Genomic DNA, 22,671 nt, shown 5'->3' with positions numbered 1-22,671 from the left:
CTCAGGTCTCGTGGCGCGGAGCCGGGGAGCTCCGCGCTCGTCCGTCTCCGCCTATTCGGCGGCCTGCCGCACCGGCTCGCCCACCGCGCCCGACGCCTTGACGGCATCGATACGGTCGATGCCGAAGCCGAGCACCTGTGCCAGGATTTCTTCCGTGTGCTCGCCGAGCAGCGGCGAGCGCTCCACCGGCACGTCATTGTCCGACAGCTTGATCGGGTTGCCGACGGTCAGGTAGCTGCCGCGCGTGGGGTGATCCACCTCCACCAGCGTGCCGGTCTCGTAGAGCGACCGGTCCTCGGCGATCTCCTTCATCGACAGCACCGGGCCGCAGGGAATGTCGTATTTGTTGAGGATCTCCATCGCCTCGAATTTGGTGTGGGCCATGGTCCACGCTTCGACGCGGGTGAAGATTTCGTTGAGATGCGGCAGGCGGGCGGCCGGGGTCGCATAATTGGGATCGGTCTTCCACTCGGGCTCGTGGATGACGTCGCAGATCTTGGCCCACACCGGCGCCTGGGTGATGAAATAGATATAGGCGTTGGGATCGGTCTCCCAGCCTTTGCAGCGCAGGATGCGCCCCGGCTGGCCGCCGCCGGAATCGTTGCCGGCGCGCGGCACGGCGTCGCCGAAGGGAATGCCCTCGCCGAACTGGCTGTATTCGCGCAGCGGGCCACGCTCGAGGCGCTGCTGGTCGCGCAGCTTGACGCGGCACAGGTTCAGTACCGAATCCTGCATGGCGCACAGCACCTTCTGGCCGCGGCCGGTCAGGGTGCGCTGGTAGAGCGCGGTGACAATGCCCAGCGCGAGATGCAGCCCGGTGCCGCTGTCGCCGATCTGCGCCGCGGTGACCAGCGGCAGGCCGTCGCGGAAGCCGGTGGTGGAGGCGGAGCCGCCGGTGCACTGGGCGACGTTCTCATAGACCTTGCAGTCCTCGAACGGGCCGGGGCCGAAACCCTTCACCGAGGCAAGGATGATGCGCGGATTGAGCTCCTGGATGCGCTCCCAGGTGAAGCCCATGCGATCGAGCGCGCCGGGGGCGAAATTCTCGACCATGACGTCGCAGATCTTCACCAGTTCCTCGAGGATCTTCTTGCCTTCGGGGTTCTTGGTGTCGAGCGTGATCGACCGCTTGTTCGAGTTCAGCATGGTGAAATAGAGGCTGTCCGCGTTCGGGACGTCGCGGAGCTGCGCCCGCGTGACGTCGCCCTCGCCGGGACGCTCTACCTTGATGACATCGGCGCCGAACCACGCCAGCAGCTGCGTGCAGGTCGGTCCGGATTGAACATGGGTGAAATCGAGGATGCGGACGCCGTCCAGTGCCTTGCCCATGAGGTTCCCTCTCAGATGTGACGCCCGACTTTTCGCCGGTGCTGTATTTGTTTGGGGGGTGGAGGCGGGCGATCTCCGGGATCGCCCGCCATCCGCGTCATTCACCGTTCCGGGCGGACACCGCGCCCCGGCGACCGGAACGGTGTGGTCCTCAGCTCTTCTTCTTGACGACGCTCTGCGGGTTGAGGCTGCCGATATTGCCGCTCTCGCTGCCGGCCGCCGGGTCGATGACCGCATTGATGAGGGTCGGGCGACCGGAGTTCATCGCCTCGTCGACGAAGCGCTTCAGCTCGTCCGGCGTGGTGGCGTTGTAGCCGACGCCGCCGAAGGCCTCCATCATCTTGTCGTAGCGGGAGTCCTTGACGAAGACGGTGGTGCCGGGATCACGGCCGGTCGGGTCGGTATCGAGACCGCGATAGATGCCGTTATTGTTGAACACCACGATGCAGACCGGCAGGTTGTAGCGGCAGATGGTCTCCACCTCCATGCCGGAGAAGCCGAAAGCCGAGTCCCCCTCGACCGCCAGCACCGGCTTGCCGGATTCCACCGCCGCGGCGATGGCGAAGCCCATGCCGATGCCCATCACGCCCCAGGTGCCGACGTCCAGGCGCTTGCGCGGCTGGTACATGTCGATCACGCCACGGGCGAGATCGAGGGTGTTGGCGCCCTCATTGACCAGGATCGCGTCGGGACGCTCCTTGATCACCTGCTTCAGCGCACCGAGCGCCGAGTGGAAGTCCATCGGGGTGGAGTTCTTGAGCAGGCGCTGCGACATCTTGGCGATGTTCACTTCCTTGCGCGCCTTGATCTCGCCGATCCACGCGTCGGAAGGAGCGGTCCAGCCGGTCTTCACGCCGTCGAGCAGGGCGGACACCACCGAGCCGATATCGCCGACCAGCGGGGCGACGATCTCGACGTTGGAGTCCATCTCCTTCGGCTCGATGTCGACCTGGATGAACTTCTTGGGCGCGTCGCCCCAGGTCTTGCCCTTGCCGTGCGACAGCAGCCAGTTGAGGCGGGCGCCGATGAGCAGGACGACGTCCGAGTCCTTCAGCACCGTCGAACGGGCGGCGCCGGCCGACAAAGGATGAGTGTCGGGCAGCAGGCCCTTGGCCATCGACATCGGCAGGAAGGGGATACCGGACGTCTCGACGAATTCGCGGATGGTCTCGTCGGCCTGGGCATAGGCGGCGCCCTTGCCGAGGATGATCAGCGGCTTCTTCGCCGATTTGAGCACCTCGAGCGCGCGCTCGACGGCGGAGGGGGAGGGCAACTGCTCGGGAGCGGCGTCGATGACCTTCACCAGCGACTTGGCGCCCTTCTCGGCGTCGATCACCTGCGAGAACAGCTTGGCCGGCAGATCGAGATAGACGCCGCCGGGACGGCCGGACACCGCGGCGCGGATGGCGCGGGCGACGCCGATGCCGATGTCTTCGGCGTGCAGCACGCGGAAGGCCGCCTTGCAGAGCGGCTTGGCGATGGCGAGCTGGTCCATCTCCTCATAGTCGCCCTGCTGCAGGTCGACGATCTCGCGCTCGGACGAGCCGGAGATGAGGATCATCGGGAAGCAGTTGGTCGTCGCGTTGGCGAGAGCGGTCAAGCCGTTCAGGAAGCCGGGCGCCGAGACGGTGAGGCAGATGCCGGGCTTCTTGGTGAGGAAGCCGGCGATGGCGGCGGCGTTGCCGGCGTTCTGCTCGTGGCGGAACGAAATCACCCGGATGCCTTCGGCCTGCGCCATGCGGCCAAGATCGGTGATCGGAATGCCCGGAACGCCGTAGATGGTCTCGAGGCCGTTCAGTTTGAGCGCGTCGATAACGAGGTGGAAGCCGTCCGTCAGCTCCACCTCGGCCTCGGCGGCCGAGTTCGTGTCAATAACCTGTGCTACTGCGGACATCCTGCTTCCTCCCGGAATCTTGTCTGCACCGTTTTTGAAGATCATCACCAGAGCGTCGGACCCATCGGACCCGGAGTCGGGCAGGGGGCGGGGGAAGGTTGCCGGCGAACCGTGCCGTTCCGGCGGCGGTCCCTCAGCTGGCGATCGGCGGCCGGCCTGGAAGCCGACACACATCCCGCACCTGTTCCATCCCTACCCATGCCTTCACGTCCCGCGTCGTCAGGCCCCGTCGGCAAACCGCGCCGTTGCGGGCCCGCCGCTCTAGTCAAGGTTCACGTGGCTCTCGACATGCCTCGCCAGCCGGAGCGTGTGGTCACGGACCAAACGCTCGGCGCGGTCTGCGTCCCGCGCCTCGATTGCCTGGATGATCTCGAGATGGTCGGAGGCGGAACGCTGCGCCCGGTCCATCTCGAAGATCGTGCGGTGGCGGATGGCCCGAACATGGAAGAACAGGTTGTCCGTCATCGCTGCGAGAAGTGAGGAGCCGCTCAGCCGGATCAGCGCCTGGTGGAACGCGATATTCGCGGTCGAATATTCGTCACACCGCTCGCGCTCGATCCGGTTGAAATCGAACTCCTTGAAAAAGGCCCTCAATTCGGCGATCGCCTCGTCGCTTGCGCGGGAAGTCGCGAGGCGAGCCGCCATGCTTTCCAGTGCCGCCCAGGCCTCGATCATCTCGATCATCTCGGCCTTGGTGCGGCGAACCACCAAAATACCCCGCCTCGGCACGGCCTTGAGCAGGCCTTCCTGCTCAAGCATCGCCACCGCCTCACGAATCGGCGTGCGGCTCGCGCCCAGGCGCTCAGAAATGTCACGCTCGTCGAGCAGCAGCGGCTCGTCCGAGCCGTAGATGTTCATGTTGGTGATGGCTTCCTTCAGAGCGGCATAAGCCCTGCTCTTGAAGCTCTCCTTCGCCGGCAGACGCTCGATGGCCAAGCCATTGTCGCCGCTCTGCCACCTCTTGTTCAAAGCCGCTTTCGTACTCACGCGAAAATCCTCATCGGGGCGAGCCCGCCGGGGATTTCCTCGAAATTTGGCATACCAAATACCAGCATGTCAATCGGCGATCCCGTACCCGCGGAGACCGCGGCGCTTCTCGTCCCACATCGATTATCGTTGATGGATCAGCCTTCTATGAGGCCTTGGCATCCTGCGCTCCATCATTGCGTATGCAATATACCACGACGGCGAGCGTATGGCGAGAGCGCCTGAACACTTTGCTCGATGTGAGGGCAAAATGTTCGCCCATCGGACGACGCGCGACAGCGACCGCGCCCTCGCGGGCCGGGGCGTGGCCGGCTCGAAGCTTGGAAGAACGGCGGTCGCCGGAATGCCGGCCGGGCCGGTCAGGTCAGGAACTTGCCGTGCTTTTCCACATGGGCGGCCAAGCCGAGCGTGTGTTCACGCACCAGCCGCTCGGCCAGGTCGGCATCGCGGGCGACCAGCGCGGCGATGATCGCCTGGTGCTCCTGCAGCGAACGCTCGGCGCGATTCTCCTGCCGCATCGACACCGCGCGGATGCCCCGGATGTGAATGAACAAATTTGCCGTCATCTCGCCGATCATCTCGCAGCCGGAGAGCCGGATGATGGTCTGGTGGAATCGGATGTTGGCGTCGGAATATTCATTCATGTGGTCGGCCGGCGCTTCGGCCTCGAAATCGTGGAACATGTCGCGCAGTTCGGTGAGGTCGCGGTCACCGGCGCGGGTGGCCGCGAGGCGGGCGGCCATGCTCTCAAGCGCTGCCCAGACGATGATCATGTCGATGATTTCGCGCTTCGACTTGCGCACCACGAAGATGCCGCGCCGCGGCACCGAACGGACGAAGCCTTCCTGCTCCAACACGGTGAGCGCCTCGCGGATCGGCGTGCGACTGACCCCGAGATCCTGCGACAGCTGCCGCTCGTCGAGCCGGATCTCGTTGTCCTGCCCGTACAGGTCCATCTCGGTGATCGCCTTCTTGATGGCGTCATAGGCGAGGGCACGCAGGCTCGTATTGGCGGCGAGGGGCGCGATGTTGAGGCGAGCTTGAGTATCGGCGGCTTCCACGGCGGTTCCCTCGTCTAGGTTTTTGCAGCCGTCCCTGGCGGAACGGATCGCCAGCGGCGTCGAGGCCGCCCGCATGCGCGCGAATCCTCCAGAAACACCGGTCACGCTGGATCATCGTATACCACAGACCACGGATGCAATCCTCACCTTAGCCGCCGGTAGGCCGGCGGGTGCCTGCGGTGTTCGCCAGCGGCCCAGCACGGGGATGTATTTTCATTTCAAGTTGACCTTAAGTAATTACGCTAGGGAAAGTTACGCTGCGTCACTATCAGAAGAAATTTTTCTGCATTGCTGGTATGCAAAATTTTGCATATTAAAAAAACCGTAGTATACATGCTTCCGATCCGTCAGGTCAGGCTGTGCCTGTCACCCTGACGATACGGAAGAAATCAAAAGCAATACGGCGTTCAGCCGAGTGATTACGTTTGGAAACGTTCGAGGAAGCCATGACAACTCCCGTTACGTCATCTGTGAATAAGACGCGCTGGCTGCAGCTGGTGTTCGGCGTGATCTGCATGTGCATGATCGCCAACATGCAGTACGGCTGGACGTTCTTCGTGAACCCGATCCAGGAGCGTCACGGCTGGGATCGCGCCGCCATTCAGGTGGCCTTCTCCATCTTCATCGTCACCGAGACCTGGCTGGTGCCGGTCGAGGGCTGGTTCGTCGACAAGTACGGCCCGCGCATCGTGGTGCTGTTCGGCGGCATCATGTGCGGCCTCGCCTGGGTGCTGAACGCCTATGCCGACACGCTGACGATGCTCTATCTCGGCGCGGCCGTGGGCGGCATCGGCGCGGGCGCGGTCTACGGCACCTGCGTCGGCAACTCGCTGAAGTGGTTCCCGGATCGCCGCGGCCTCGCCGCCGGCATCACCGCCGCCGGCTTCGGCGCCGGCTCGGCGCTGACCGTGATCCCGATCCAGAACATGATCAAGAATCAGGGCTATGAGGCGGCGTTCCTGTATTTCGGCATCGGCCAGGGCGTGGTCATCACCGTGCTCGCCCTGTTCCTGATGGCACCGAAGAAGGAGCAGATCGCCGCCTTCGCCGTGAACGTCGCCAAGAAGGTTGCCCAGACCGCCCGCGACTTCTCGCCCAAGGAGATGCTGTCCACCCCGCTGTTCTGGGTGATGTATGCGATGTTCGTCATGATGGCTGCCGGCGGCCTGATGGCGACCGCCCAGCTCGGCCCGATCGCCAAGGATTTCGGCATCGCCGACATACCGGTCAGCCTGATCGGCATCACCCTGCCGGCGCTCACCTTCGCCGCCGCCATCGACCGCGTGCTGAACGGTCTTACCCGTCCGTTCTTTGGCTGGGTGTCGGATCACATCGGCCGCGAGAACACCATGTTCCTCGCCTTCGCCATCGAGGGCGTCGGCATCTATGCCCTCTCGGTGTTCGGCTCCAACCCGGTGCTGTTCGTGATCCTGACCGGCCTCGTCTTCTTCGCCTGGGGTGAGATCTACTCGCTGTTCCCGGCGATGTGCGGCGACGCCTTCGGCACCAAGTTCGCCACCACAAACGCCGGCCTGCTCTACACCGCCAAGGGCACCGCGGCGCTGATCGTCCCGTTCACCAGTATCCTGACCACCCTGACGGGCAGCTGGCACGCGGTGTTCGTCTCGGCGGCCGCGCTCAACATCATCGCCGCCATCATGGCGCTGCTGATCCTGAAGCCCCTGCGCCGCGCCCATGCCGAGCGCGCCGAGCGCGCCAAGCTGAATGCCGTCGCCGCCGAGTGATCGGCTGCCACCGATTTTTCGGTTCCTTTTGAGGGCGCACCGCAAGGTGCGCCCTTTTTGTTTGTGCTGCCGGAAGCGGCTTTCACGAATGATTCTAAGTTTACTATAGGAGAGACGCCTGTTGATTTGAGGCGTAAGTCGTTATGTCGTTGTATCCTGTGACATGGCGTTTCAGTTATGCTTTCATGTAATTTAGGTAAAATGACCTAAAGTGTCTTATATTTATTCCAAGTGTACTGAAGTTCATTAAAGTTTAATCGAGAGCTTTGCGGATAAATTTTTTGACATATTGTTTATATGTCAAAATATAGTTCGTTGGATGCGAGTTCTAGACGTGCGACATAAGTGTGAAAATGAGATTGGCATACATAATATTGTGGATTAGGATGCGTCCTTAATGGGTCGGGTCCGATACCTTGCGTAAGACGCTGCGGGAGGCTCCCGCGGTCGTGGCGCCAGGGCGAGGAGGCCAGCACCCGAAAGACCAATCCGCACATGAGGCGGTCGCCGTGGGAGACGGAAGCGCCACCCGCGGCCAAGCAGAAAAGCAGGCGCCCGCTGCCAAGCGGAGCGACCGCAAAAGCCGGTCAACGGCGAGTTCATTCGGGAGAGGAGAACGTCAATGGGCATGTCCACAGCAATGGCGCCCCATCGTCCGCTCGGTACCTCGCGTCGTCCGTCGACGCTGGGGTGAGCCGGCGCCTGTCCCGACATCTCGCCACTTTCTAACATCAAGCGACGCCGGGCGGCTCCGCCCGGCGGGCGGTTTGACTGCATCTGTCGTCCCTGCCGCTGCGCGGCCGGGCGTCCAAAAACAGCAAGGCCGGCGCCTGCCGGACCCCGAGGCGGAAAAAATCGTTCAAGGAGAATTTCATGGCTACCCCAACCACTGCGGCCCTCGGGCCGGGTAAGGATTTTTCCGAAGGCAGGCGCTGGCTCCAGCTGATCGTCGGCATCGTCTGCATGGTGGCGACCGCCAACATCCAGTACGCCTGGACGCTGTTCGTTCCTGAAATCCAGAAGACCTTCGGCTGGGAGCGCGCCTCGATCCAGATCGCCTTCACCATCTTCGTGCTGGTGCAGACCTGGCTGGCGCCGATCGAAGGCTACTTCATCGACAAGTTCGGCCCGCGCGTGATGGTCGCCTTCGGCGCGATCATGATCGGCACCGCCTGGGTGCTCAATTCGCAGGCCGCCAGCCTTACGGGCTTCTATGTCGGCGCGGCCGTGGGCGGCATCGGCGTCGGCTGCATCTACGCCACCTGCATCAACAACGCCCTGAAGTGGTTCCCGGATCGCCGCGGCCTCGCCGTCGGCCTCACCGCGGGCGGCTTCGGTGCCGGTTCGGCCGCCACCATCCTGCCGATCGCCTCGATGATCGAGAGCGCGGGCTTCCAGGAAACCTTCTTCTTCTTCGGCCTGCTGCAGGGCGGTCTCGCCTTTGTCGCCGCCTGGTTCCTCCAGTCGCCCAAGGCCGGCCAGGTCAAGGCGTCCGACAAGCTCAACCAGAGCCGTCGCGACTACACCCTGAAGGAAGCGCTGAACACCAAGCTGTTCTGGCTGATGCTGCTGATGTTCACCTGCGTCGTCACCGGCGGCATGATGGCGGTCGCCCAGCTCGGCGTCATCGCGCAGGATCTCGGCGTGAAGGAATTCCAGGTCAACCTGTACTTCTTCACCATGGCCGCCCTGCCGCTCGCCCTGATGCTCGACCGCATCATGAACGGCATCTCGCGTCCGCTGTTCGGCTGGATCTCCGACCATATCGGCCGTGAGAAGACCATGGTGATCGCCTTCACCCTCGAAGGCTTCGGCATCATCGCGCTCGGCTATTTCGGCCACAATCCGTGGGCGTTCCTGATCCTGTCCGGCGTGGTGTTCCTGGCCTGGGGCGAAGTCTACTCGCTGTTCTCGGCGCTGGCCGGCGACGCCTTCGGCACCAAGCACATCGGCAAGATCTACGGCGTGCTCTACTGCGCCAAGGGCATCGGTGCGCTGTTCGTCCCGGTCGGCAACCTGCTGATGGAAGCCACCGGCACCTGGTCGAGCGTGCTCTACACCGTGGCTGCCATGGACCTGTTCGCTGCCTTCCTCGCGGTGACGCTGCTGCCGAAGACGCTGGCGAGCCATGTCGCCAAGTCGACCATTCCCGGTTCGGCGGCAACCGCGGGTACGGCCTCGGCGCACGCCTGATCCCCTGTCGGAGGTGGGGGCCGCCAAGCGGTCTCCACGCCTGCACCTCAACAAGGAAAGGGCCTCCTCCGGGAGGCCCTTTTCATTTTGTTCGCCTTCGGATTCGCCGGCCCTCGATGCCGCATCAACCTGCCGGCGGCAGGCCGAGCGCCCGGCGTGCGATGGCCTCGACCTTGTCGCTGGCGGTGCTGCCCATGCCGGCGACGTCGGCGAGGGTGAACCAGCCGGTTTCCAGCGCGTCGTCGGCGGCCTCGCCCTCGCCGGACAGCCAGCGGCACGCCACGGCGATCATCGCGAAATGATGGGCAAGGGTGCCGGCCGCATCCGCCTCGATGAAGTCGAGCACGTCGATCAGCTCCGGCGAATCCGCCACGATGCCGGTCTCCTCCGCCAGCTCGCGCAGCGCCGCGGCACGAAACGGTTCGCCTCTTTCGATGCGGCCGCCCGGGTAGCCCCAGCGGCCCTGGTCCGGCGGATTGGCGCGGCGCACCAGCAGGAGGCGATCGTCGCGGATGACGACGGCGAGTACGGCGGCCACGGGGCGTACGCCGGTATTGGAAAAGGGCATGACGTCTTGTGCCTCGCTTGAGGTGAAGGTACGGCTTCGCCGGACGCCATGGGCCTGATCGCCTCGAATCGGTCCGGCGCCGCATGGGCTCGCAAAAGCTGCCAACGGCCGGCGGAGTTGCTAGCATTCATTGTCGCGTCGTCGATGTCTCGCCTTTAATCCGGCGATTCGCCGATCCGACCCACCGACCATCCCCGAGGGCACCCATGCGCAAGAAACTGATGAACCGGCTGCGAATCGCGGTCCTGGCCATGCTGGCAGCGGCGCCGATCGCGCTTCCGTCCGCGGCTCTGGCGCAGGCGAGTTGCGGCAATAACGGCGCCGGCTTCGACGCGTGGCTCGCCGGTTTCAAGCAGCAGGCGGTGGCCCAGGGCGTTTCGCCGCGTACTGTGGCGGCGGCGCTGAACGGAGTGACCTATGACCCCAACATCGTCGGTACCGACCGCGGGCAGAAGGTCTTTGGGCAAAGCTTCTTCCAGTTTTCCGACCGCATGGTGGCGAATTATCGCATCGAGCAGGGGCGGGCGCTGATCCAGAAGAATCAGGTGCTGTTCAGCCGCATCGAGCAGCAATTCGGGGTGCCGGGCGCGGTGCTGGTGGCGTTCTGGGGGCTGGAGACCGATTTCGGCGCCTTCATGGGCGATAAGCCCAGCCTGCGTTCCATCGCGACACTGGCCTGGGACTGCCGGCGGGCGGACATGTTCCGCACCCAGCTCATGGCGGCATTGAAGATTATCGACCGCGGCGACCTCACGCCGCAGACCATGCGCGGGCCCTGGGCCGGCGAACTCGGGCAGTTCCAGTTCCTGCCCGATCACTATCTGAACTACGGCGTCGACGAGGACGGCGACGGACGCGTCGACCTCATCCGCTCGGCACCGGACGCATTGGCTTCGGCGGCCAACTACATCAAGGCACTCGGCTGGCAGCGCGGCCAGCCCTGGCTGGAGGAGGTGCGTGTGCCTCCCAATCTGCCGTGGGACCAGACCGACCTGTCGACCAAGCTGCCGCGCGCGCAATGGGCACGTTTCGGCGTGGTACGGGCAAATGGCGCGCCGCTGCCTTCGGACAATCTGCCGGCCTCGGTGCTGCTGCCGATGGGGCGGCTGGGGCCGGCCTTCCTCGCCTATCCCAATTTCAACGTCTTCACCGAGTGGAACAATTCACTCACCTACGCCACCTCGGCGGCCTATCTCGCCACCCGCGTCGCCGGTGCGCCAGCGTTCAATCGCGGGCAGGGCAAGGCGATCCCGATCTTGTCGCAGGCCCAGGTAGTGGAACTGCAACGGCTGCTGAATGCGCGAGGCCACCATGTCGGGCGGGTCGACGGCATTGCCGGCGCCGCGACCCGGCAGGCGGTGAAGGTCGAACAGATGCGGCTCGGCCTGCCCGCCGATTCCTACCCGACGCCGGAACTGCTCGCGGCGCTCAAGGCCGGGCGCTGATCCCGGCCGAGGAGCCCGGCCGTCGGGCTGGTCGGATCGCCATGTCACAGTACCGGGATGCCGGCATGCTTGGCCTTGGCCTCCGGCTCCACATGGATGTTGACGAAGAGATCATGCACCTCGCTGCGCAACGCCTCTTCGATGCGGTCGCATATGGCGTGCGCCTGGCTCACCGGCATCTCGCCGGGCACCACTAGATGGAAGTCGACGAAGGTGAGCCGGCCGGCCTGCCGGGTCCGCAGGTCGTGCGCCTCGATGGCGCCGACCGCCTCCTCGGCGATGCGGGAGCGGATGCGCGCCAGCGTTTCGCCCGGCACCGCCTGGTCCATCAACCCGCCAATGCTCTCCTTCAGCACGCCGTAGCCCGACCACAGAATGTTCACCGCCACCAGCGCGGCGAGCACGAGATCGGCCTTCTCATAGCCGGTGGTCATGGCGAGGGCGATGCCGGCCAGCACCGCTGCGGAGGAGACGACGTCGGTCAGCAGGTGCTTGCCGTCGGCGACCAGCGCCGGCGAGCGCAGGCGCCGGCCTTCCCGCAGCAGCACCCAGCACCACAACGCGTTGATGATGCCCGCCAGTGCATTGGCACCGAGGCCGTCGAGCGACAGGTCAAGCACATGCGGCTCCTGCCAGGCGACATACACTTCGCGGAAGATCGACAGGGCGGCGACGACGATCAGCACGCCCACGATGACGGCGGAGAAATATTCCGCCTTGGCATAGCCATAGGGATGGGCGGCATCGGCTGGCCGGGCGCTGACCTTGAGCGCGATCAGCGCGGCGGCGGCGGTGCTGACATTGACGAGACTTTCCAGCGCATCGGAGTAGAGCGCGATGCTGCCGGTCAGCCGGTAGGCGATGTATTTCAGCGCCAGCACCACGATGCTGACGACCACACTACCGGCCGCCAGCCGCAAGGACCGTTCCATCCGCCCATTCCGCTCCGATGGCGCCGCGCGCCGGGGTCGTCCGATTAGACAGTCGGGATGCGAAAATCAAGCCATGTCAAGGGTTTGCAACTGGTTCGCAGGAGCGTTCGCAACCTCCGCCGCTGTCATGTGACGGGCTTGAACCCGATGGCGCCTCAGCTTTCGCCGTCACAGCCGGTGCCTCAGGCATGGGCGGCGCGCGGCAGGATGGCGCCGCGATGCCGGATGACCCGGCCGGCCAGCGCATGTCCGGCCTCGGCCGCCACGAGCGGCGGCTTGCCCTCCAGTCGAGCGGCGAGATAAGCGGCGTTGAAGCTGTCGCCGGCGGCGGTGGTGTCGACCGGCGTTACCGGCTCGGGAATGGCGACCAGCTGCGAGGCGCCGTTCGATACCACCAGCGCGCCCTCGGCGCCGTTCTTCACCACCACCTCGCCGACGCCGAAGGTGGCGAGCCGCTCGGCGGTGGCGGCGGGCGAGCCGTCGTTCCACAACAGCGCCTCGTCCTCGAAGGTGGGCAGGGCAAGGGTGGAGCGCTTCAGCGCCTGGGCGTAGACGGTGCGGGCGCGGGCGACGTCGCCGCCCCAGTTGCGCGGGCGGTAATTGCCATCGAACACCACTTTGGCACCGCGTTCGCGGGCGAATTCGAGGGTCGCCAGCAGCCGGCCCAGGCCGGTGTTGGAATAGATCGAGAGGGTGATGCCGGAGAGATAGATCACCTGCGCCTCGATGATCGCCTCGGCAATACGCTCCCAGCCCGGTAATTCGAACAGCTCGCGCGCCGGGGCATTGTCGCGCCAATAGCTGAAGGTGCGCTCGCCGAAGGCATCGGTATCGATCACATACAGGCCGGGCACGCGGCCGGGCGCACGGAGAATCTGATCGGTGCCGATGTTCTCCGCCCCGGCGGCGGCGACGATCTGCTCCGAATAGCGGTCGTCGCCCAGCGCGGTGGCGTAGGCGACCTCGACGCCGGCGCGGGCGAGATAGACGGCGGTGTTGAAAGTATCGCCGCCGATGCCGAGACCATAGCGTCCGTCGGCGCCGCGGGAGAACTCGACCATGACCTCGCCGATCGAAACAACCTTCGCCATGGGCTTCTCCTGCTGCTACGGGCGATGCTGACGCCCTCAAGATTCGCGTGCAGGTTCGCCTCATTCGGCGGCCGCGGCAACCCGCGGGACGGCGGGACGCCATCGTCGCTTGCTGTGCCCTTCGAGTTGAGGGTCTTGTCGGCGGTTCAGGCCGCCCGCGCCGACAGGAAGTTGCCCATCCGCTCCAGCGCCCGCCGGATGTTTTCCGCCGAATTGGCATAGGAGAGACGGATATAGCTTTCGCCGTACACGCCGAAATCCGGCCCGCCAATGGTGGCAACGCCGGCGGTTTCCAGCAGAGCATTGGCAAGCGCCTTCGCCGAACTCCAGCCGGTGCCCGATACATTGGGAAAGGCGTAGAAGGCGCCCTTCGGCGTCGCGCAGCGGACGCCCGGCAGCGCGTTGAGCCCGTCGACCACGAGTTTTCGTCGGGCGTCGAACTCGGCGACCATGGCGGCGACGCAGTCCTGCGGGCCGGTGAGCGCGGCGAGCGCCCCGAACTGGGCGGGGGCGTTGACGCAAGACCAGGCATTGACGCTGAGCTTGCGCACCGCCTCGAACAGCGCCGGCGGCCACAAAGCCCAGCCCATGCGCCAGCCGGTCATCGCATAGGTCTTGGACCAGCCGTTGAGCAGGATCAGCCGGTCGCGGATCTCCGGGTAGGCGAGCAGGGTGGTATGTGCTTCCTCATCGAACAGGAACTGGTCGTAGATCTCGTCCGACAGGATGGCGACATGCGGGTGGCGCTCCACTCCCGCGACCAGGGCATCGATCTCCGCCTTCGGCGTCACGCCGCCAGTGGGATTGGCTGGCGAGTTGAGGATGAGCAGGCGGGTCTTCGGCGTGATCAAGGTCAGTGTCTCTTCCGCCGAGAACGCGAAGCCGTTCTCCTCGCGGATCGGCACCGGCACCGGCGTGGCGCCGGTGAACTCGATCATCGAGCGATAGATCGGAAAACCAGGATCGGGGTACAGGATTTCCACGCCCGGCTCGCCCAGCATCAGTATGGCGGCGAACATCGTCACCTTGCCGCCCGGCACGATGACCACCCGACCGGGATCGATCTGCGCGCCGTGGCGGCGGTGGATGTCGGCAGCGACCGCCTCGCGCAGCGGTGCGATGCCGATCGAGGGGGTGTAGCCGTGCTCGCCATCGCGCAACGCCTTGATCGCGGCTTCCACGATGTGCTCCGGCGTGCGGAAATCCGGCTGGCCGATGCCGAGATTGACGATGTCGCGTCCCTCGCCGGCGAGCGCCGCCGCGCGGGCGAGCACGGCGAAAGCATTTTCCTCGCCGATGCGTTCGAAAGCCGGCACGGGACGGATGGGGGAAACGAGCAATGTCACGGGCTTCATCTACGTTGGCGTTGATCTGAGACAGGCCGGCTGCAAATTGCTTGTAGTTTCGTCATTGGTGTCACATGAACGGTGCGGGCTTCAAGCCGTTCTGTCCGCTTTGCCATCCAATGCGCGTGACGCCGGGGTCTTTTAGATGAGCACTGATGCGCCTGGGCTGCCCCTGGGAGATATCGTCGATTCCCGGCCGGCGCCACGGCCGCAGCGCGTCGTGCTCGCGGGTCGGCATGTCGACATCGTGCCGTTCGACATCGGCGTGCACGGGCCGGCGCTCTACGAACGATCACACGGCCCGGAAAAGGAACGGCTTTGGGCCTATCTCGGCAGCGCACCTTTCGAGAGCTACGCGGCATTCGAGACGCATTATGCCGCGGCGGCGCAGAAGGACGATCCGCTGCTCTATGCCATCCTGGACAAGTCCTCCGGCGAGGCGGTGGGGCATGCCACACTGATGCGCATCGATCCCGCCAACCGGGTGATCGAGGTCGGCAACATTCTCTACACGCCGGCGCTGATGCGCACGCCGGGCGGTACCGAGGCGATGGAACTGCTGGCCCGCTATATCTTCGATACGCTGGGCTATCGTCGCTACGAGTGGAAATGCAACGCGCTCAACGCCCCTTCGCGCCGAGCCGCGGAGCGTTATGGCTTCCGCTTCGAGGGCATCTTCCGCCAGCACATGATCGTCAAGGGCCGCAGCCGTGACACGGCCTGGTTCTCGATGCTGGACAGTGAATGGCCGCAGCGTGCCCATGGGTTCGCGCATTGGCTGGCGTCGGAAAACTTCGATGCCGACGGGCGCCAGCGGCTCCCGCTCGGCACTTTCAACGCCGATGTGATCGAACTCGGCGAAGGGCGGCTGAGGCGCGCCAGCCTTGCCGACCAGGCCCCGGTGGAGGAACTGCAGCGGCGCGCCTATGCCAAGAACCGCATCCTGCTCGGCGTCGAGCCGGTGCCGCTAATGTGGGACTATGCCGAGGTGTTCCGCGAGCGCGAGGTGTGGGTGATCGACGGGGCGGCGGCGCTCGATGCGGTGCTGATTCTCGAACCGCGCGCGGACGACCTGCTGCTCGACAGCCTCGCCATCTCGCCGATGGCGCAGGGGCGCGGGCTCGGCAACGTGCTGCTCGCAGCCACCGAGGCGCGGGCACGGGCTCTCGGGCGCGCGCAGGTGCGGCTCTACACCGGCGAGCCGCTTTCCGCCAACATCGCCTGGTATCGCCGCAAGGGCTTCGCCATCGAACGGGTGGAGCAGATGCCCGATCGCCGGCTGGTGCATATGGTGCGGGGGCTCGGTTGACATTTCTCCGGCGGCCGCCGCCGAGCCTTTCCTTGCGTGCGGCGGCGGATCGCTTACATTCCCGCTGACGACCGATCTGCGTCGCCAGCGCCGCGACCGAACTGGACTTGCCTGTCATGAGCTATATCGAGGCGGCCGCCGCGCCGCTCAGGAAAACCGGCCAGATCCGCCTGCACGGGCCGGAGGGCTTCGAGGGCATGCGCCACGCCGGGCGGCTCGCCGCGCAGGCGCTCGATCTCGTGCACGAGATGGTGGCGCCGGGGGTGAGCACCGAGGCGATCGACAATCTCGTCTTCGAATTCGCCATGGACAACGGTGCCATGCCGGCGACGCTGATGTATCGCGGCTATCGCAAGTCGACCTGCACCTCGATCAACCATGTGGTCTGCCACGGCATTCCCAATGAGAAGCCGCTGCGCGAGGGCGACATCGTCAATGTCGACGTGACGCTAATCTTTGACGGCTGGTATGGCGATACAAGCCGCATGTATCCGGTCGGCGAAATTCCCCGCCGCGCCGAGCGGCTGCTGGACATCACCTACGAATCGATGATGCGCGGCATTGCTGCGGTCAAGCCGGGTGGCCATGTCGGCGACATCGGCGCGGCGATTCAGGATTATGTCGAACCCTTGCATATGAGCGTGGTACGCGATTTCTGCGGTCACGGCGTCGGCCAGCTGTTCCACGATGAGCCGAACATCGTGCATGTCGGCCGTCCCGGCGAAGGGCCGGAACTGCTGCCGGGCATGATCTTCACCGTCGAGCCGATGATCAATCTCGGGCGGCCGCATGTGAAGGTGCTCTCGGATGGCTGGACGGCGGTGACACGCGACCGCGCGCTCTCTGCCCAGTTCGAGCATTCGGTCGGCGTTACCGAGACCGGGGTCGAGATATTCACTTTGTCGCCGAAGGGCTATCACAAGCCGATCTTCGGCGGTTGATCGGGCCGGGGTGGCGGATGAAGCCGAAGCCGGGCTTTGGCGAAACGCCGACGACAGGCCCAGCGCGGTCTGAGCTCCAGGAAGCGAAGCCTGGGGCGCCGGAAATGCCCGGACTGGCAGAGTATGCGCCGCACTTCACCGGCCATCGCGAGCGGCTGCGTGAGCGCTTCCGCACGGGCGGCGGCGAGGTGCTGCCGGATTACGAGTTGCTGGAACTCGTGCTGTTCCGCGCCGTGCCGCGCGCGGATGTGAAGCCGCTCGCCAAGAAGCTTGTGGAGCGATTCGGCTCCTTTGCCGAGGCGATTGCCGCCCCGCCGGCGCGGCTGCGGGAGATCAAGGGCGTCGGCGAGGCGATCATCACCGAGTTCAAGCTGATCGGCGCCGCCGTGGAGCGGGTGACGCGGGCGCAGGTGCGCGCCCGGCCGGTGCTTTCCTCCTGGAGCGCGGTGATCGCCCATTGCCGCGCTTCCATGGCCTTTGCCGATCGCGAACAGTTCCGGGTGCTGTTCCTCGACAAGCGCAACCAGTTGATCCTCGACGAGGTGCAGCAGAGCGGCACGGTGGATCACACGCCGGTCTATCCGCGCGAGGTGGTGAAGCGGGCACTGGAAGTCTCGGCGAGCGCCATCATCCTGGTCCACAATCATCCTAGCGGCGACCCGACGCCGTCCAAAGCCGACATCCAGATGACGAAGACCATCATCGATGTCGCCAAGCCGTTTGGCATCGAGGTGCACGACCACATCATCGTCGGCAAGGACGGCCATGCCAGCCTCAAAGGCCTGCGGCTGATCTGAGGGCCTGCCGGCATGCGGTCAGAAGCCGCCTAACGGCAGGGCGAAGGGCAGCAGCAATAGACCGCTGCCGATCAATGCGACGTCGAGCACCACGCAGGCGCCAACCAGCAGGGGGCGGGGGGCGGGGCGCTGCACCAGGAGGGTGGCGCCGATAAACAGTACGATCAGACCGGCGAGGATGGGTGCGAGCGCGAGGGCGGGGTTCATGGGCGCGCGCCCTCGGCCGGCTCGAGTTTCTCGCCGCCATAGCCGCCGTGACGGACCGTCTTGCCGCGGAACACCCAATAGGCATGTGCTTGATAAGCAAGCACAATCGGCAGGATCACCGCGAGCCCGACGGCGATGAAGGCCAGCGTCTGCGGGTCGGCGGCGCCGTCCCACACCGTGACGTGGCGCGGCACCACATAGGGCCAGAGGCTGACCACGAGGCCGATCAGGCCCAGCGCGAACACCGCCAGCGACAGCAGGAAAGTGCGCGGCTCGGCGCCATCCCAGACGCCTCTCCAGATCGCCACCAACACCGCCAGCGTGGCAAGCGGCACCGGCGCCAGCAGCAGGATATTCGGCAAGGCGAACCAGCGCGCGGCCACTTCCGGCACGGTGAGCGCGCTCCACAGGCTGACCAGCGCCATCATGGCGGCGGTGAGGATCAGCGCCGCGTGGGCGATCTCGCGGGCGAAAACCTGGGTCGCGCCATCGGTTCTCCAGATCAGCCAGCCGGCGCCGATCAGCGCGTAGCCGCCGATGAGGCCGACGCCGCAGAGCAGGCCGAGGAAGGAGAAGAAGCTGAACGCGCCACCGGAGAACATGCCGTCCTGCATCGGCACGCCGCCGATCAAGCCGCCGAGAATCAAGCCCTGGCAAAGGGTTGCCAGGATCGAGCCGGCGGAGAACGCGATGTCCCACAGGAAGCGGAAGCGGGTTGCCTGCAGCCGGAACTCGAAGGCGATGCCGCGGAAGATCAGCGCGAACAGCATGAACATGATCGGCAGGTAGAAGGCCGGCAGCAGCACGTAATAGCCGGCCGGGAAGGCGGCGATGAGCAGCGTGCCGCCCATCACCAGCCAGGTCTCGTTGGCGTCCCATACCGGCTCGATCGAGGCCATCATCAGATCGCGCTGGTCGTCGCGGGGGGCGGCGAGGAAGATGATGCCCACCCCGAGGTCGAGGCCGTCGGCCAGCACGTAGACGGTGACGCAGAAGGCGGCGAGCGCGCCGAAGGCGAGGGGTATGTAGGGGCCTTGCATGAATTCGATCATCGTCAGGCTCCTGCCTGTTCGAGGCCGCCATGCGCCGTCGATGAGGACGAAACGGAGGCCGGTGAGGTGGACGATGAGGCCGGCGCCCCGGCATTGGTGCGGTCGAGGCCGGGATGCTCGTGCGCCGGCAGCGTGTCGCCTGCCGGTCCCCTGAGCGCGATGCGCCCGGCGAACCAGATGAAGCTGGCGAGCAGCAGGTTGTAGACGAGGAAGAAGATCAGCAGCGAGGTGGTGACCGCCCCGACGGTGACCGGCGCCGCCGCGTCGACGGTGCGCAGGTGGCCGTAGACGATCCATGGCTGGCGTCCGGCTTCGGTCACCGTCCAGCCGGCGAGCACGGCGAGGAAGCCGAGCGGGGTGGCGGCCATGGCGAGGAGGTGGAACCAGCGCGCATAGAACAGCCGCCCGCGCAGCCGCAGTATGAGCCCGGTGACGGCGGTGGCCAGCAACACCAGGCCGATGCCGACCATGATGCGGAAGGCGAAGAACACCACCGGCACATTGGGCTGGTCGGCAGGCGCCACCGTCTTAAGCCCCTGCACCTCGCCGTCCCAGCTATGGGTGAGGTAGAGGCTGGCGAGATGGGGGATGTCGAGGGCGTAGAGGTTCTTCTGCTCGGCCATGTCCGGCCAGCCGATGACCGTCATCGCCGGTCCCCGGGTGGTGTCCCACAACCCTTCCATGGCCGCGAGCTTCACCGGCTGGTGCTCCAGCGTGTTGCGGCCGTGCAGGTCGCCGAGCGCGATCTGGGTGGGGGCCAGCACCAGCGCCAGCCACATCGCCATGGAGAAGGCCTTGCGGCTCGCCGCCAGATGCTGCCCGCGCCACATGTGGAAGGCCGAGACTCCCGCCACCACGAAGGCGCCGGTGAGGAAGCTGGCGCACACCATGTGGGCGAGGCGATAGGGGAAGGAGGCGGTGAAGATCGCCTGCCACCAGTCGGTGACATGGAAGATGCCGTCGGCGCCCGCCACCGCGCCGGCCGGGGTCTGCATCCAGCTGTTGGCGGCGATGATCCAGGTGGCGCTGAACAGCGCGCCGGACGACACCATCAGGCAGGAGAACAGGTGCATGCCCTTGGACACGCGCCCCTCGCCGAACAGCATGATGCCGATGAAGCCAGCCTCCAGGAAGAAGGCGGTGAGAGTCTCATACATGAACATCGGGCCGAGCACGTTTGACACCGAGCGGGAATAGCCGGCCCAGTTGGTGCCGATCTCGTAGCTGAGCACGATGCCGGTGATGACGCCCATGCCAAAGCTGAGGGCGAACAGCCGCATCCAGAACCGCATCAGGTCGCGATAGACCGGCTTGCCGGTGCGCCACCACAGGGCGCTGAGCAGGGTGCAGAACCAGGCGAGGCCGATGGAGAGCGTCGGCCACAGGATGTGGAAGCCGATGGTGAAGGCGAACTGCGCCCGGGCGAGATCGACCGCGTCCATGGTCAGAGCGCTCCCTGTCCAGCGGTCTTCACGAGGCGCACCGGCACGCCCTTATAGGCGGGGGTGAAGCTCATCGGATCGCGCGCATAGAGCGGCACCAGCGGGTTCATTTCCGGGTAGTAGGCGGCGCAGCCGCCATCCGGGAAGGCATAGGGCACCACGCGGAAGCCGCGCACCGCCCGTTCCACGCCGTCGGTGGACAGGGTGACGATGTCGACGCGGTCGTCGGCCTTGAGCCCGCGCTTCGCCATCTCCTCTTCGTTGAGGAAGATCACGTCGCGCTGATTGTAGACGCCGCGATAGCGATCTGAGTTGGAATAGAGCGTGGTGTTGTACTGGTCGTGGCTGCGCACCGAGGTGAGCCAGAGCGCTTCTTCGGCCGCTACCGAGCTGTCCTCGCAGAGCCCCTCGACAACGAGGAAATTCGCCTTGCCGGTGGGGGTCGCCCAGATGCGCTCGCGCGCCAGCGAGGTGAGGTGGAAGCCGCCCGGCTGCTTGAGGCGGGCATTGTAGGCCTGGAAGATCGGGAACACCGCCTGGATGTCCTCGCGGATCAGCGCATAGTCGCCGACCAGCTTTTCCCACGCCACTTTCGAGCCGGCGCCCAGCGTGGCGCGGGCCATGCCGGCGATGATGGCCGGCTCGCTCCTGAGATGCTCGGAAGCCGGCGGCCGGATCCCGGCCGAGGTGTGCACCATCGACATCGAATCCTCCACCGTGACCGCTTGCGGGCCGGTGGCCTGAAGGTCGATCTCGGTACGGCCGAGGCAGGGCAGGATCAGCGCCTCGCGGCCATGCACCAGATGGCTGCGGTTGAGCTTGGTGGCGATGTGGACGGTGAGGTCGAGGCCGCGTATCGCCTTCCGGGTGGCCTCCCAATCAGGAATGGCGGCGGCGAAGTTGCCGCCGAGGCCGATGAAGACCTTCGATTCCCCGCGCGCCATGGCTTCCAGCGCGGTGACGACGTTATGCCCGTGCGCGCGCGGCGGCGCGAAGCCGAAACGGGCCTCCAGCCGATCGAGCAGTTCCTTGCCCGGCACCTCGGTGATGCCGACGGTGCGGTCGCCCTGCACGTTGGAATGGCCGCGCACCGGGCATATGCCGGTGCCCTCGCGGCCGATATTGCCCTTGAGCAAGGCGAGATTGGCCAGCTGCTGGACGTTGTGCGCGCCGTGGCGATGCTGGGTGATGCCCATGCCATAGACGAAGATGGTCCGCTCGGCCTTGATGTAGGCGCTCGCGGCCGCGGCGATATCGGCGCGGGACAGGCCGGACTTGCGCTCGATGGCGCTCCACTGCGTGGCGGCGACGTCGGCGACCAGCGCCTCGATGCCGGCCGTGTGGCCGCGGATGAAATCCCAGTCGAGCACCGGCGCCGCTTCGGTGCGGCGGGCCTCGTCATCGGCTTCGAAAAGGCATTTCATGATGCCCTTGATCACCGCCACGTCGCCGCCGACCTTGACCTGGAACAGGCGCGAGGAGATCGGCGTCGAGGTGAGCGTCGCCATCTCGATGGGATTCTGCGGCGCCTGGAAGCGCTCCAGCGCCCGCTCGCGCAACGGGTTGAACGACAGGATGGTGGCGCCGCGCCGCGAGGCGTTGCGCAGGTCGGTCATCATGCGCGGGGAATTGGTGCCGGGGTTCTGGCCGAAGATGAAGATGGCGTCGGCCTTCTCGAAATCCTCGAGCAGCACCGTGCCCTTGCCGACCCCGATCGACTGCGGCAGGCCGACGCTGGTGGCCTCGTGGCACATGTTCGAGCAATCGGGGAAGTTGTTGGTGCCGAACTCGCGGGCGAACAGCTGGTAGAGGAAGGCCGCCTCGTTGGAGGCGCGGCCGGAGGTGTAGAACTCCGCCATGTTCGGATCGGGCAGGGCGTTGAGATGGCGGGCGACGAGGGCGAAGGCCTCTTCCCAGCTCACCGGCTCATATTTGTCGCCAACGGAATCGTAGCGCATCGGATGGGTGAGGCGGCCCTCCATCTCCAGCTCGAAATCGGTCATCCGCGCCAGTTCGCTCACCGTGTGGGCGGCGAAGAACTCCGGCGTGCAGCGCTTCGCCGTGGCCTCCCAGGCGACGGCCTTGCCGCCATTCTCGCAATATTCGAACGGCGAGGTGTGCTTCGGATCGGCCCAGCCGCAGCCCGGACAATCGAAGCCGCCCGGCTGGTTCATGCGGGACAGCAGCTCCATGCCGGCGACGGCGACGTGCTGCTCGACCAGGGCGGTGCCCATGGCCTTGAGGGCGCCCCAGCCGCCGGCAGGGCTGTGATAGGGGCGAATGGATTTCGCGATGCCCATGTCAGGGTCTCCTGTCGTGCGGCGGAGAGGGG

18 protein-coding genes are annotated in these 22,671 nt (G+C 65.7%); 6 read left to right on the top strand and 12 right to left on the bottom strand.

Annotated features, from left to right (window positions below; genetic code table 11):
- Positions 1–51 precede the first annotated feature (51 nt).
- The 4 genes from frc to J2X65_RS07130 form a co-directional block, all read right to left on the bottom strand.
- Positions 52–1,329: a formyl-CoA transferase gene (gene frc / locus J2X65_RS07145; RefSeq protein WP_310199734.1), complete on the bottom strand. Its 1,278-nt coding sequence runs from the start codon at positions 1,327–1,329 to the stop codon at positions 52–54.
- 151 nt (positions 1,330–1,480) lie between these two features.
- A complete protein-coding gene (gene oxc, locus J2X65_RS07140; protein ID WP_310199732.1) occupies positions 1,481–3,223 on the bottom strand; it encodes an oxalyl-CoA decarboxylase in 1,743 nt (580 codons plus the stop codon).
- A gap of 261 nt (positions 3,224–3,484) precedes the next feature.
- A complete protein-coding gene (locus tag J2X65_RS07135; RefSeq protein WP_213362632.1) occupies positions 3,485–4,210 on the bottom strand; it encodes a GntR family transcriptional regulator in 726 nt (241 codons plus the stop codon).
- Positions 4,211–4,569: 359 nt separating this feature from the next.
- The gene (locus tag J2X65_RS07130) at positions 4,570–5,271 is read right to left on the bottom strand and encodes a GntR family transcriptional regulator (RefSeq protein ID WP_310200071.1); all 702 of its coding nucleotides are present in this window, start codon (positions 5,269–5,271) and stop codon (positions 4,570–4,572) included.
- A 446-nt stretch (positions 5,272–5,717) separates the two neighbouring features.
- On the opposite strand from J2X65_RS07130, the gene oxlT (J2X65_RS07125) reads away from it, so the two are divergent.
- Positions 5,718–7,016 carry an oxalate/formate MFS antiporter gene (gene oxlT, locus J2X65_RS07125; protein ID WP_310199728.1) on the top strand — a complete coding sequence of 433 codons (1,299 nt, stop codon included), beginning with the start codon at positions 5,718–5,720 and terminating at the stop codon, positions 7,014–7,016.
- A gap of 873 nt (positions 7,017–7,889) precedes the next feature.
- Positions 7,890–9,209, top strand: a complete 1,320-nt coding sequence (gene oxlT / locus J2X65_RS07120) for an oxalate/formate MFS antiporter (protein WP_310199726.1) — start codon at positions 7,890–7,892, stop codon at positions 9,207–9,209.
- Between the two features lie 124 nt (positions 9,210–9,333).
- Here oxlT (J2X65_RS07120) and J2X65_RS07115 read toward each other — a convergent pair whose 3' ends face one another.
- Entirely contained in the window at positions 9,334–9,777 is a 444-nt protein-coding gene (locus J2X65_RS07115) for an NUDIX hydrolase (RefSeq protein WP_310199724.1), read from the bottom strand.
- Between the two features lie 206 nt (positions 9,778–9,983).
- On the opposite strand from J2X65_RS07115, the gene J2X65_RS07110 reads away from it, so the two are divergent.
- Positions 9,984–11,222 (top strand): lytic murein transglycosylase, encoded by a 1,239-nt coding sequence (locus tag J2X65_RS07110; protein ID WP_404977677.1) that lies wholly within the window; start codon positions 9,984–9,986, stop codon positions 11,220–11,222.
- Between the two features lie 44 nt (positions 11,223–11,266).
- On the opposite strand, the gene J2X65_RS07105 is transcribed toward J2X65_RS07110, so the two are convergent.
- From J2X65_RS07105 to J2X65_RS07095, 3 genes are all read right to left on the bottom strand, one after another.
- Positions 11,267–12,154: a cation diffusion facilitator family transporter gene (locus J2X65_RS07105; protein WP_310199722.1), complete on the bottom strand. Its 888-nt coding sequence runs from the start codon at positions 12,152–12,154 to the stop codon at positions 11,267–11,269.
- Between the two features lie 182 nt (positions 12,155–12,336).
- The gene (locus tag J2X65_RS07100; protein WP_310199720.1) at positions 12,337–13,245 is read right to left on the bottom strand and encodes a sugar kinase; all 909 of its coding nucleotides are present in this window, start codon (positions 13,243–13,245) and stop codon (positions 12,337–12,339) included.
- A 146-nt stretch (positions 13,246–13,391) separates the two neighbouring features.
- On the bottom strand, positions 13,392–14,600 hold the full coding sequence (locus J2X65_RS07095) for a pyridoxal phosphate-dependent aminotransferase (RefSeq protein ID WP_404977676.1): 1,209 nt from the start codon (positions 14,598–14,600) through the stop codon (positions 13,392–13,394).
- Positions 14,601–14,736: 136 nt separating this feature from the next.
- Between J2X65_RS07095 and J2X65_RS07090 the strand changes: the two genes are divergently transcribed.
- The 3 genes from J2X65_RS07090 to radC all read left to right on the top strand — a co-directional run bounded on the left by J2X65_RS07090 (position 14,737) and on the right by radC (position 17,638).
- Positions 14,737–15,900, top strand: a complete 1,164-nt coding sequence (locus J2X65_RS07090) for a GNAT family N-acetyltransferase (protein ID WP_310199715.1) — start codon at positions 14,737–14,739, stop codon at positions 15,898–15,900.
- Positions 15,901–16,016: 116 nt separating this feature from the next.
- Positions 16,017–16,841 carry a type I methionyl aminopeptidase gene (gene map / locus J2X65_RS07085; protein ID WP_310199713.1) on the top strand — a complete coding sequence of 275 codons (825 nt, stop codon included), beginning with the start codon at positions 16,017–16,019 and terminating at the stop codon, positions 16,839–16,841.
- A gap of 104 nt (positions 16,842–16,945) precedes the next feature.
- Positions 16,946–17,638, top strand: a complete 693-nt coding sequence (radC, locus tag J2X65_RS07080; RefSeq protein WP_310199710.1) for a DNA repair protein RadC — start codon at positions 16,946–16,948, stop codon at positions 17,636–17,638.
- A gap of 18 nt (positions 17,639–17,656) precedes the next feature.
- Here the strand turns inward: radC and J2X65_RS07075 are convergent, their stop codons facing one another.
- The 4 genes from J2X65_RS07075 to J2X65_RS07060 are packed head-to-tail and all read right to left on the bottom strand — an operon-like array spanning position 17,657 to position 22,639.
- Positions 17,657–17,845 (bottom strand): hypothetical protein, encoded by a 189-nt coding sequence (locus J2X65_RS07075; RefSeq protein WP_310199708.1) that lies wholly within the window; start codon positions 17,843–17,845, stop codon positions 17,657–17,659.
- Positions 17,842–18,897, bottom strand: a complete 1,056-nt coding sequence (locus J2X65_RS07070) for a cytochrome d ubiquinol oxidase subunit II (RefSeq protein WP_310199706.1) — start codon at positions 18,895–18,897, stop codon at positions 17,842–17,844. The genes J2X65_RS07075 and J2X65_RS07070 overlap by 4 nt, the downstream gene beginning before the upstream one ends.
- A 2-nt stretch (positions 18,898–18,899) precedes the next feature.
- Positions 18,900–20,339 (bottom strand): cytochrome ubiquinol oxidase subunit I, encoded by a 1,440-nt coding sequence (locus J2X65_RS07065; RefSeq protein WP_310199704.1) that lies wholly within the window; start codon positions 20,337–20,339, stop codon positions 18,900–18,902.
- A 2-nt stretch (positions 20,340–20,341) separates the two neighbouring features.
- Positions 20,342–22,639, bottom strand: coding sequence for an FdhF/YdeP family oxidoreductase (locus J2X65_RS07060; protein WP_310199702.1), 2,298 nt, complete (start codon positions 22,637–22,639; stop codon positions 20,342–20,344).
- Positions 22,640–22,671: the final 32 nt, after the last annotated feature.

This window comes from Ancylobacter sp. 3268 (assembly GCF_031456575.1).
Taxonomy (GTDB): domain Bacteria; phylum Pseudomonadota; class Alphaproteobacteria; order Rhizobiales; family Xanthobacteraceae; genus Ancylobacter.
The sequence above is the reverse complement of the archived record's forward strand: the minus strand, read 5'-3'. Positions and strand labels throughout refer to the sequence as shown.

Bases quoted from the DNA above. Each gene is read 5' to 3' on its own strand.
- frc (WP_310199734.1), bottom strand. From the start codon at position 1,329: ATGGGCAAGGCACTGGACGGCGTCCGCATCCTCGATTTCACCCATGTT.
- oxc (WP_310199732.1), bottom strand. From the start codon at position 3,223: ATGTCCGCAGTAGCACAGGTTATTGACACGAACTCGGCCGCCGAGGCC.
- oxlT (WP_310199728.1), top strand. From the start codon at position 5,718: ATGACAACTCCCGTTACGTCATCTGTGAATAAGACGCGCTGGCTGCAG.
- oxlT (WP_310199726.1), top strand. From the start codon at position 7,890: ATGGCTACCCCAACCACTGCGGCCCTCGGGCCGGGTAAGGATTTTTCC.
- J2X65_RS07115 (WP_310199724.1), bottom strand. From the start codon at position 9,777: ATGCCCTTTTCCAATACCGGCGTACGCCCCGTGGCCGCCGTACTCGCC.
- J2X65_RS07110 (WP_404977677.1), top strand. From the start codon at position 9,984: ATGCGCAAGAAACTGATGAACCGGCTGCGAATCGCGGTCCTGGCCATG.
- J2X65_RS07105 (WP_310199722.1), bottom strand. From the start codon at position 12,154: ATGGAACGGTCCTTGCGGCTGGCGGCCGGTAGTGTGGTCGTCAGCATC.
- J2X65_RS07100 (WP_310199720.1), bottom strand. From the start codon at position 13,245: ATGGCGAAGGTTGTTTCGATCGGCGAGGTCATGGTCGAGTTCTCCCGC.
- J2X65_RS07095 (WP_404977676.1), bottom strand. From the start codon at position 14,600: ATGAAGCCCGTGACATTGCTCGTTTCCCCCATCCGTCCCGTGCCGGCT.
- J2X65_RS07090 (WP_310199715.1), top strand. From the start codon at position 14,737: ATGAGCACTGATGCGCCTGGGCTGCCCCTGGGAGATATCGTCGATTCC.
- map (WP_310199713.1), top strand. From the start codon at position 16,017: ATGAGCTATATCGAGGCGGCCGCCGCGCCGCTCAGGAAAACCGGCCAG.
- radC (WP_310199710.1), top strand. From the start codon at position 16,946: ATGCCCGGACTGGCAGAGTATGCGCCGCACTTCACCGGCCATCGCGAG.
- J2X65_RS07075 (WP_310199708.1), bottom strand. From the start codon at position 17,845: ATGAACCCCGCCCTCGCGCTCGCACCCATCCTCGCCGGTCTGATCGTA.
- J2X65_RS07070 (WP_310199706.1), bottom strand. From the start codon at position 18,897: ATGATCGAATTCATGCAAGGCCCCTACATACCCCTCGCCTTCGGCGCG.
- J2X65_RS07065 (WP_310199704.1), bottom strand. From the start codon at position 20,339: ATGGACGCGGTCGATCTCGCCCGGGCGCAGTTCGCCTTCACCATCGGC.
- J2X65_RS07060 (WP_310199702.1), bottom strand. From the start codon at position 22,639: ATGGGCATCGCGAAATCCATTCGCCCCTATCACAGCCCTGCCGGCGGC.